This window comes from Corallococcus interemptor, assembly GCF_003668875.1.
Classification (GTDB): domain Bacteria; phylum Myxococcota; class Myxococcia; order Myxococcales; family Myxococcaceae; genus Corallococcus; species Corallococcus interemptor.
In genome coordinates this window covers 21,726-30,223 of sequence record NZ_RAWM01000112.1, presented here as the reverse complement: position 1 = coordinate 30,223, position 8,498 = coordinate 21,726, and the positions used below count along the sequence as shown (strand labels likewise).

At 66.2% G+C, this 8,498-nt stretch carries 10 protein-coding genes and 1 pseudogene; 3 read left to right on the top strand and 8 right to left on the bottom strand.

Features of this window, described 5'->3' with window-relative positions; all coding sequences use genetic code 11:
- Positions 1-220 (bottom strand): annotated as a pseudogene (locus D7X96_RS29750) (hypothetical protein); the annotation flags it as partial.
- 2 nt (positions 221-222) lie between these two features.
- A complete protein-coding gene (locus tag D7X96_RS29745) occupies positions 223-798 on the bottom strand; it encodes an RNA polymerase sigma factor (RefSeq protein ID WP_121771301.1) in 576 nt (191 codons plus the stop codon).
- 107 nt (positions 799-905) lie between these two features.
- Here D7X96_RS29745 and D7X96_RS29740 point away from each other — a divergent pair, with 107 nt between their 5' ends.
- Positions 906-1,160 (top strand): hypothetical protein, encoded by a 255-nt coding sequence (locus D7X96_RS29740; protein ID WP_121771300.1) that lies wholly within the window; start codon positions 906-908, stop codon positions 1,158-1,160.
- Between the two features lie 9 nt (positions 1,161-1,169).
- On the opposite strand, the gene D7X96_RS29735 is transcribed toward D7X96_RS29740, so the two are convergent.
- On the bottom strand, positions 1,170-1,595 hold the full coding sequence (locus D7X96_RS29735) for an OsmC family peroxiredoxin (protein ID WP_121771299.1): 426 nt from the start codon (positions 1,593-1,595) through the stop codon (positions 1,170-1,172).
- Between the two features lie 286 nt (positions 1,596-1,881).
- Between D7X96_RS29735 and D7X96_RS29730 the strand changes: the two genes are divergently transcribed.
- Positions 1,882-2,214 carry a hypothetical protein gene (locus tag D7X96_RS29730; RefSeq protein ID WP_147442900.1) on the top strand — a complete coding sequence of 111 codons (333 nt, stop codon included), beginning with the start codon at positions 1,882-1,884 and terminating at the stop codon, positions 2,212-2,214.
- A 30-nt stretch (positions 2,215-2,244) separates the two neighbouring features.
- Here the strand turns inward: D7X96_RS29730 and D7X96_RS29725 are convergent, their stop codons facing one another.
- Both D7X96_RS29725 and D7X96_RS29720 read right to left on the bottom strand, forming a co-directional pair.
- Positions 2,245-3,414 carry a zinc-dependent alcohol dehydrogenase gene (locus tag D7X96_RS29725; RefSeq protein WP_121771298.1) on the bottom strand — a complete coding sequence of 390 codons (1,170 nt, stop codon included), beginning with the start codon at positions 3,412-3,414 and terminating at the stop codon, positions 2,245-2,247.
- A 20-nt stretch (positions 3,415-3,434) separates the two neighbouring features.
- Positions 3,435-4,175, bottom strand: coding sequence for an SRPBCC family protein (locus D7X96_RS29720; protein ID WP_121771297.1), 741 nt, complete (start codon positions 4,173-4,175; stop codon positions 3,435-3,437).
- A 270-nt stretch (positions 4,176-4,445) separates the two neighbouring features.
- Between D7X96_RS29720 and D7X96_RS29715 the strand changes: the two genes are divergently transcribed.
- Complete coding sequence (locus tag D7X96_RS29715; protein WP_120551382.1) at positions 4,446-5,462, top strand: SDR family oxidoreductase; 1,017 nt, start codon at positions 4,446-4,448, stop codon at positions 5,460-5,462.
- On the opposite strand, the gene D7X96_RS29710 is transcribed toward D7X96_RS29715, so the two are convergent.
- The 3 genes from D7X96_RS29710 to D7X96_RS29705 form a co-directional block, all read right to left on the bottom strand.
- A complete protein-coding gene (locus D7X96_RS29710; RefSeq protein WP_121771296.1) occupies positions 5,459-6,205 on the bottom strand; it encodes a DUF5953 family protein in 747 nt (248 codons plus the stop codon). The genes D7X96_RS29715 and D7X96_RS29710 overlap by 4 nt on opposite strands.
- A gap of 195 nt (positions 6,206-6,400) precedes the next feature.
- Positions 6,401-7,306: a hypothetical protein gene (locus D7X96_RS39690; RefSeq protein WP_147468431.1), complete on the bottom strand. Its 906-nt coding sequence runs from the start codon at positions 7,304-7,306 to the stop codon at positions 6,401-6,403.
- Positions 7,307-7,342: 36 nt separating this feature from the next.
- Positions 7,343-8,497, bottom strand: coding sequence for a protein kinase domain-containing protein (locus D7X96_RS29705; protein ID WP_120551384.1), 1,155 nt, complete (start codon positions 8,495-8,497; stop codon positions 7,343-7,345).
- Position 8,498: the final 1 nt, after the last annotated feature.

The window sequence follows — 8,498 nt, the reverse complement described above, 5'->3', positions numbered from 1 at the left end:
GGGCGGGGCGCAGCGGGATGAGGGGGGCGTCTGCTTCAGGCTTCGCGGGCGCGAGCGCCAGGAGCAGGGCGTCCGTGTGCCCATCCAGCGCGTCCGCGTGCGTGGCGAGGAACGTCTCGCAGACCTCGCAGGGCGAGGCCAGGTGCTCACGGAACCAGGCGACCGCGGCGGGGTCTCGCGCGGTGAGCTCGGCCATCGCGGTGGCATCCAGGTGTCGCATGCCTATTCCCACCGTCCGGCGAGCACCCGCTGGAGGAGCTCGCGCTTGATGCGCCCACGGAACCGCTCCAGCCGCATGGTGACCGTGCTCTTGCCCACGCCGAGCTTCTCGGCGATCTCCCGCGCGGAGAGCTGACCTTCGATGTAGAAGAGCTGCACGGTCTTCTTCTCCTCGCCTTCGGGCAGCTCCGCGATGAGCTGCCGCACCACTTCGATGTCCCGCTCCACCTGGAGCATGGGTGGCAGGGCCGGCACCGTCTCCGGTGTCGGGTCCACCATTTCCTCCTCCATCCGCTGGAGCAGCGTCCGGCGCTCCAGCCGCGTGCGCGCCCGGTTGCGCGCGATGGTCAGCAACCACGGGGTGAAGGCTCCCGCTGACTTCAGCTGGGCCAACCCCCGGAATGCTCGCACATAGGATTCCTGGAGGACGTCCTCCGCCTCGTCGGGATCCAATGTGCCGAACGCCGCCACCAGGCGGGCCACCAGGGGGCGGGTGCGCCGGTACAACTCGGTGAAGGCGGACGACTCCCCCTGCGTCGCGCGCCGAACCGCGTCCGTGACGTCGTCCGTCTCACCCACCTGCGAGAAAGACCTCCCTCTGGGCGAATCGGCCACGGGGCCGGATTCTTCCACTGCCTTTCGCAGGCTACACTGCGGGCCTTCAGCTTCCAGCGGAGGGGTGACGGATGAGGCGCGAATGGGTGATGGCGCTGGCCGCGGTGGGGTGGCTGTTGTCGGCCTGTGGGCCCGCGGATCGCCCTCCGGAGCAGGCCGCCCCGGTGGATCAAGACCCGGTGGAGGAGCCCGCCGGGGAGCAGCCCGGGACGGCGGAGCATGCGCTCACGCCGTGCCTGAGCCAGTGCTACTCGACCTGCGTGGGCAACACCCCGGAGGTCGTCGCGTGCCGGCAGGAGTGCCGGGACGCGTGCGCCGGCGCTTGAGGCCGGCGGTCAGGCCACGAGCTTCGCCTTCAGCGTGATGTTCGCGCCGGCGAGCGCCTTGGACACGGGGCAGCCCTTCTTGGTGTCCTCGGCGATCTTCTGGAACTGGGCGTCGTTGGCGCCGGGGACGGTGGCCTCGCAGGTCAGCTCGATGGTGGTGATGGCGAAGCCGTCAGCCTGCTTGTCCAGGTGCACGTCCGCGTTCGTCTGGATGCGCGTGGGCTTCAGGCCCGCCTTCTCCAGCCCCACCGACAGGGCCATGGAGAAGCACCCGGAGAGCGCCGCGCCAATCATCTCCTCGGGGTTGCTGCCCTGCTGCCCCTCGAAGCGGGTGCCCACGGAGAACGGCACGTCCGTGGCGTGGCCGGGCTTCATCGTCCCCGTGCCGTCCTTGAACCCGCCGTTCCACTGCGCACTGCCCTTGCTGATGCCCATGGCGTTCGTCTCCCCTTCACGTGGCGCGGCACCCTTGCCGCGTCCGGTGCGTGCGGAGGGTAGGGCGCTCGCACGGGCGCGGCGGCGCCGCGTGCGGGGTTCTGCCGGGGAGTGGACGCTTGGCGCCGTCAAGGACGCATGGCGGACGAAAGAGAGTCATTGCCAGCACCCGGGCAGGAAAGAAACAGCGGGGCGCGAAGACAGACGCCGGTGTTGCGCGGGCTATCGCTTTCTGCGGGACTTCGGGTGCGAGGCATTTCCGCCTCCGCCACCTGGAGCCTCCCGCATGCGAAACATGATCCGCGCCTTGGTTTTGACGACCTTCTCCGTGGGCCTCCTCTCCGCCTGTGGTCCGGCGTCCGAGCAGGAAACGGCGCCCGTCGACGAGACCGCGCAGGTGGAGCAGGGCATCGGCAAGACGCCCAGCTGTGCCGTGGGCCAGTACGTGGCGGACCGGTACGTCTGGTCCTCGACCTGCGCCGCGTGCCGCGAGGTGGGCGGCGACGGCAGCTGGCCGGCGGGCGCCTACGGCCGCGCCGGCACGCTCTACCAGACGTGCTGCGGCGACAACGGCTGCGGCAGCTGGCAGGTCATCCGGCCGGTCTGCACCAGCTGCTAGGCCTTGCCTCTCAGCGCGGGCGCGCGCCGCTCAAGAAGTGAACACGGCCCTCACGCAGCCATCCTTCTTCTGTTTGAAGAACTCGTAGCCCCTGGGCGCGTCCTCCAGGGAGAAGTGGTGCGTGGCGAGGAACGATGGATCCAGCTCGCCCTTCACCACGTGGTCCAGCAGCCGGTGCATGTACTTCTGCCCGTGCTGCTGCGCGGTGCGCAGCGTGAGGCCCTTGTTCATGATGGCGCCGAAGGGGAACTTGTCCATCAAGCCATACACGCCCAGCACGGACAGCGTGCCGCCCTTGCGGCAGGCGAGGATGGCCTCGCGCAGGGCCTGCCCCCGGTCCGAGTGCAGGTGCAGGGCCTGCTTCGCCCGGTCATACGCGTAGCCCGGCCCGGTGCCGTGGGCCTCCATGCCCACCGCGTCGATGCACGCATCCGGACCGCGGCCTCCGGTCATCTCCCGGAGCACGTCCACCACGCTCTCCACCTGGCTGTAGTCCACGGTCTCCGCGCCGGTGAACCGCTCCGCCATGGCCAGGCGCTCCGGGAACCGGTCCACGGCGATGACGCGCCCGGCGCCCATCAGCCAGGCGCTGCGCATGGCCATCAGGCCCACGCCGCCCGCGCCCCACACGGCGATGGTGTCTCCCGGCTGGATGCCGCAGAAGTCCGCGCCCATGTAGCCCGTGGGGGCCGCGTCGGAGAGGAAGATGACCTTCTCGTCGCGCAGGCCCGGGGGCACGAGGAAGCAGTCGTTGTCCGCGTGGGGCACCCGGACGAACTGCGCGTGCGCGCCCGCGTAGCCTCCGAAGGCATGCGTGTAGCCGTAGATGCCGGCCGTGGGGTAGCCGAACGCCACCTGCTGGTATTCAGGCTTCGGGTTGGTGTTGTCACACAGCGACCAGAGCTCGTGGTCGCAGTACCAGCAGTTGCCGCAGACGATGAAGGAGGGCACGACGACGCGGTCCCCCTTCTTCACCTTCTTCACGTCGCGCCCCACCTCCACGACCTCGCCCATGAACTCGTGGCCGATGATGTCGCCCGCCTTCATCGTCGGGAGGTAGCCGTCGATGAAGTGCAGGTCGGAGCCGCAGGTGGTGGACATGGTGACGCGGAGGAGGGCGTCGTGCGGGTTGACGATCTCCGGATCCGGGACGGTCTCCACCCGCAGGTCGTTCACGCCGTTCCAGCAAAGGGCTCGCATGGCTTCGTCCTCCTCCTGGGTCAGTCCGCGCGCACGCGAGCGGAAGGGTTGTGGTCCAGCGTGGGAATCTCCCCGGTCTCCGCCAGGCTCTTGAACCGGCGCAGCACCTTCATGGCCCGCATGGCCGGGATGGCGCGCATCCGCTTCGCCAGCGCCTCCACGACCACTCCTCCCGGAGGTGACAGGGCCAGGTGCAGCGTCACCTCCGTGCCGAAGTCCGCTGGGGCGGGACGGAAGCGCACCCAGCCTTGCGTCTTCACCGCGCTGTCCTTCGTGGACTCCCAGAGGATGAGCTCCGGCGGGTGGTCCTCCACCACGCGCGAGTCGAAGCTCAGCGTGCGTCCCAGCGCCTCCTGGATCTCCCAATGCGTTGCACCGTCGGCCGTGGTCGTGACCTGCGCGAAGTCCACCATCAGGAGGTTCAGCGTGGAGGGCTCACGCCACAGGCGATAGAGCACCTCCGCCGGACGACGCACGGTGAGGGTGTGCTCCACTTCCACGGCGTGCCCGTGGCGTGTCTCCCTGCCCGCCGCCGGGCGGTGTGCCTTCCGGCCTTGCAGGCCCCGGTAGAGCAGGGCGCCGCTGGCCAGGGCCACCACCGTGCCCCCGAGGGAGCGGCGTCTCAGGCCCAGGGACATGAGCGTGCCAGCGACCACGGCCGAAGCGGCCTTGCTCCATTGCCCTGAACGCACCTCCCCCCAGGACTCCTCTCCCCGGGAGCGGATTTCCCGCAGGGCCGTCGTCGTTCGTGAACTCGCCATGGTTCCTCCTGGCCTGGCGTCAGGCACTCCCGCGAACCTTGGGCCCGGAGCGCGTGGGGACAACCGCGCCTGGCGCCGGGGCGGAGGGGCCGCCGGTCCGGCGGCCTTCAGCAGAGGGGCGGAGCGGCCGGCGTGCGGTGTCAGACATTCGTCGTGCCCGGCGCGGGCCGGGGTGTCTCCCAGCCGTCCGTTGGCGTGAATGGCTTCACCCTGGGGCACCCGGACCCGCTTAGGTCCTGACGCCTTCCCCCAAAGCCCAGGAGCCACACGATGGAATCGGATGACAACAGCAACGCGCCTTCACGCCGTCAGATTGTCGGGGGACTGGCGACGGGCATCGCCGCCGTGTTCGCCACGACGCCCGCCGCGGCGGCTCCGGACGCGGGGACGGCGGCCGTGCCCGCGCAGCCGTTGCAGAACCCGGTGGGGCTGTATCCGAAGCCGCCGTTCGACAAGCAGTCGCAGCCGTGGCCGGGGCTCGCGAGCAAGATGAACCCCCGGCCGGACCACGGGGAGAAGAGCTACAGGGGCTCCGGGCGGCTCGCGGGCCGCAAGGCGCTCATCACCGGCGGGGACTCTGGCATTGGCCGCGCGGCCGCCATCGCCTACGCGCGCGAGGGCGCGGACGTGGCCATCAACTACCTGCCGGCGGAGGAGCCGGACGCGCAGGAGGTGGTGGCGCTCATCAAGGCGGAGGGGCGCAAGGCGGTGGCGCTGCCCGGGGACATCCGGACGGAGGCGGTCTGCAAGAAGCTGGTCGCGGACGCGGTGGCGAAGCTGGGCGGGCTGGACATCCTGGTCAACAACGCCGCGAAGCAGGCGACGCAGGACTCCATCCTGGACATCACCAGCGAGCAGTTCGACTGGACGGTGAAGACGAACCTCTACGCGATGTTCTGGATCACCAAGGCGGCGGTGCCGCACCTCAAGCCGGGGTCGGCCATCATCAACACCACGTCGGTGAACGCGTACGACCCGTCGGAGAACCTGCTGGACTACGCGATGACCAAGGGCGGCATCATGATCTTCACCAAGGCCCTGGCGAAGCAGCTGGCGAAGCAGGGCATCCGGGTGAACGGCGTCGCGCCGGGTCCGTTCTGGACGCCGCTGCAGGTGAGCGGAGGCCAGACGCAGGAGAACCTGGTCAAGTTCGGGGAGAACACGCCCATGGGACGCCCCGGCCAGCCCGCGGAGCTCGCGTCCGTGTACGTGGAGCTCGCCAGCGCCCAGGCCAGCTACACCACCGGGCAGATCTACGGCGCGTCCGGCGGACGCGGCAATCCCTAGCGCCCGCCGATTTCAGGGAAGCGCTCATAGGCCTGCTTGAGCGCTTCCAGGTGGGCGGGGTCGTCCAGGTTGAGTGGGGTCTCGGTGAGTTGCACGATCCACCCGCCCGTCGCCGTGCGCCGCGCACGTGAGAGCAATCCGGTGTCACGAGCAGGATCCGGGAACCCGATGGCCCGTGCGGAGGCCTCCGACCAGTAGTTCAGCCACCCGAGGTAATAGGGAATCTCGGGCGAGCGAATGTGCTCGAAGAGCTTCAGGGCGGGCAATCCCCGGGGAGGGGAGGGTGGTCCTTCCCGTGTGGGGGCTGTCTGATACGCGATGTCCCCCGCGGCCTCGTCCGGCGTCGCTTGTCCCCAGTAGGCGCGTGCGCCCTCCGCCACGGCCACCAGTACATCCGCTGCTGCCGCGATGACGGCCGTGTCCAGGGGCAGCTTCGCATGAACCTGGAACTGCGGTTGACCGCCAGCGCTCGCGCTGGCGAACCGCTGCATCCCGGAGATGGTTACGGGGTAGCTCTCGTCGCCGTTGCATAGCAACGGGAGCTTTCCGCGTGTTGCTGTCTCCGCGAGCCAAGCTTCGCGTTGCGGTACCTCAATGGGGCGCCCTTCTTTGTCTATTTCCCACTCCAGTCGCAAGCCGGGTAGCGCCAGTTCCACGCCGCGGACGACAGCGAGTGTACGGCTGTCATTCCTTACGAGCGCAGGTGCAAAGACGTTGAGAATGAGGGGCGGGGGAGCAGTCATATTTGGCGCCCAGTGACAACGACGTTGAAGGTGGAGTCCTGCTTGAGTATCGCGACTCTATGCACTTCAGCGCTTAGCCACGGTTGGGCGGGAACCTGTCGGTGCAATCGTCGTGGGGCCTATTACTGGAAGCGCGGAACCGGGACGGGTTTGCAACTGGTGTGCCGTGTTCGACCCTTGGGCTCGGGATTGCCATTAAGTCGTATTGCCGAGGAATTCCGAAGTCGTTACGGTCTGAAACGGCACCAGTCCCAAATCTCGAAGAAATTCGCATCGCCATTTTTGACGATCATCGTCAGTTATAAAGAGTTGGGAGTAGGCGCTCTCTGCGGAGATGAGCATGTCGTTCCATGTGTTGGAATCTCTATGGCGCCATCCGCCAAGCACGAGGTTTCGGCGAGGATCCGTTCCCCAGTTCTCTGCAAAAGCGGTCAGGAGGTGCCTATGTGTAAGCTGCGCAAGCAGATGCGTTGCCCTATATCGGACTGAGTTGTGTATAATCTCGACCGCCGAAACCGTACCATTGGATGCCTGAACTAGGCCCGCGATAATCGGATTGCTCACCTCTGGTGGTGTCGAGTTGCAGACCTGCTCGACGATGTAGTCGTTGAGCCCTTCTCTGTGCTCCTGTCTCTTCTTGTGATTCAAGTCAGAGTCGATCGCATGCTGGCCGGATTTCGTTTTCCGCATGGCGTCAAATAGCCCGCTTGATTTATCAACCAGTTGGGGCAGCCCTTGCTCTCCAGCCTTCAGGAGGGTACTCCAACCCTGGCTGTAAACCGGCGGCCGTGTCCGTAGACATTGGACCTCGGCTGTTGCCAAGTCTCGAAACATGAGCGAATGGTTTATTCTAGGTCCGCATGTCTGGACGAGCGAAAAAAGGCTCCGCCACGCGCCTTCGCGCGACTCGGTTTTTCGGCGAGCCAAGAACTCGGCTACCGCCGTTTTTGACAAGAATACATGTGAGTTTCGGCGCTCAATCATTGCAGCGAAGCGCTGCATCGATTCGTGATCCTTGAGGATGTGGCTGAGCGCAGAAACGTCGATTGCAATGTTAAGGCTGTCGTTCTGGAGAAGAGTCATTCCGATTTTACTGAACACGATCCTGTTCAAGGTCACCGGTTGTTGAGAGGCGGTTCATACCGGGCTTGGTTCGGTCGTGATGAAATCTTGGTGCCTCAGGAGCTTCGGGCCCACCTCATCCTCGGCCATCGCTTGTCCGGCGCCTCGCAGTGCCGATTGGATCTCTTGCGATGCCATCCTGGCGGTGTAGTTCCCTCGCGCCCGGAGAACCCTCGTTAAATCGTCTTGAAGTGTCAGCGCGGACATATGCCGCTCATCCGGGTTACGCCGCAGTAGCTTGCGAAAGACAGCCCGCGTGGGTTCGGACAGCGCTTGTGTTGCCGCTTCTACATCCGCCGGAGTGAATGTCGCCGCACGCAATATCGTTTCCTCCGGGTCTATCCCGCCGGTTGCGTTCTTCATTCGTGCGATGGCACTGCTCAGTTGCTCCGTTGCTTCCTCTGGGACCCGTGTCCAGAGTTCCTTGAGCAGCAGGTCGTATGCGCTGAGCAGGTGTTTGCCAGTGGCGAACTCCAGCAGGACCAATCCCAGCGTGAACAGATCCGAGCGAGCGTCCTCGGGTTGGCCCAACAAGGACTCTGGTGCAGCCCAATAGACTTCGCCCCGGGCGCCAGGCCGGCGAGTGGTATGCTGGCCGGGAAGTCGTGCAGACGCCACGCCAAAGTCCGTCAGCTTCACCTGTCCATCGAAGGTCACTCGGATACGTGTCGGGGCAATCGCCCGGTGGACGATTTTCAGCGGCGCCCCCTCCGCGGTCCGGCAGGTGTGCGCGTGTGCCAGGGCCCCCGCGATCTTGGCCCCGACATACAGCATGAAGGATTCAGGGAAGGCGCTCCCCTTCGCTGTCGCGACTTCAAGAAGTGTATTCAACGAGAAGCCGTCGACAGCCTCTGTAATGAGAAACAGAGTGCCTTTGGCTTTGTGCATCCCATGGATGCAGGCAATGTTCGGATGGCGGAGGAAGGTGGCCAGTTGGATCTCTTCATCGAGTCGCTTCCGTGCCGCTTTCAAGACAGGGTTGGAATCAGCCAGCGGCAGTGCTTTGAGGATGACCCGGCGGACCCCTTGGTTCTTGGTGCGCTGGATGGCGGATAGGACGCGTTCGCCATGGTGGCCTGGGCCCAGGTCTTCGAGCATTTCGTAAGTTGCACCCTTGAGCGAAAAGAGCACCAGTCCTTCGGGAAACAGGGAAGTACCTGAGTCCGACACA